At 51.7% G+C, this 603-nt stretch carries 1 rRNA gene; it reads right to left on the bottom strand.

Annotated elements, in window-relative coordinates:
* Positions 1-37: 37 nt before the first annotated feature.
* Positions 38-603: ribosomal RNA gene (locus DCO56_RS26275) — 23S ribosomal RNA — on the bottom strand; the annotation flags it as partial.

The raw sequence follows: 603 nt of genomic DNA, 5'->3' as shown, positions 1-603 counted from the left end.
TTCAAAAATTAAAGAGGAAGACAACAGTGTCTGTCTGCTTGAGAAAGCTTCGGGCTATTAGTACCACTTGGCTTTGGTCTCTCAACCTTTACACCTATGGCCTATCAACGTAGTCATCTCCTACGACCCTATAAGGAAGTCTCATCTCGTGGCTAGTTTCGCACTTAGATGCTTTCAGCGCTTATCTATTCCAGACGTAGCTACCCTGCCGTACACCTGGCGGCATAACAGGTTCACCAGAGGTCTGTCCAACCCGGTCCTCTCGTACTAAGGTCAGATCCACTCAAACTTCCAACGCCCACAACAGATAGGGACCGAACTGTCTCGCGACGTTCTGAACCCAGCTCGCGTGCCACTTTAATGGGCGAACAGCCCAACCCTTGGGACCTTCTCCAGCCCCAGGATGTGACGAGCCGACATCGAGGTGCCAAACCTCCCCGTCGATATGAGCTCTTGGGGGAGATCAGCCTGTTATCCCCAGCGTACCTTTTATCCTTTGAGCGATGGCCCTTCCATACAGAACCACCGGATCACTATGTCCGTCTTTCGACCCTGTTCGACTTGTAGGTCTCACAGTCAAGCAAGCTTATGCCATTGCACTCC

The organism is Sphingobacterium athyrii (assembly GCF_003071065.1).
Lineage (GTDB): Bacteria > Bacteroidota > Bacteroidia > Sphingobacteriales > Sphingobacteriaceae > Sphingobacterium > Sphingobacterium athyrii.
This window is presented reverse-complemented; position numbering and strand designations above follow the sequence as displayed.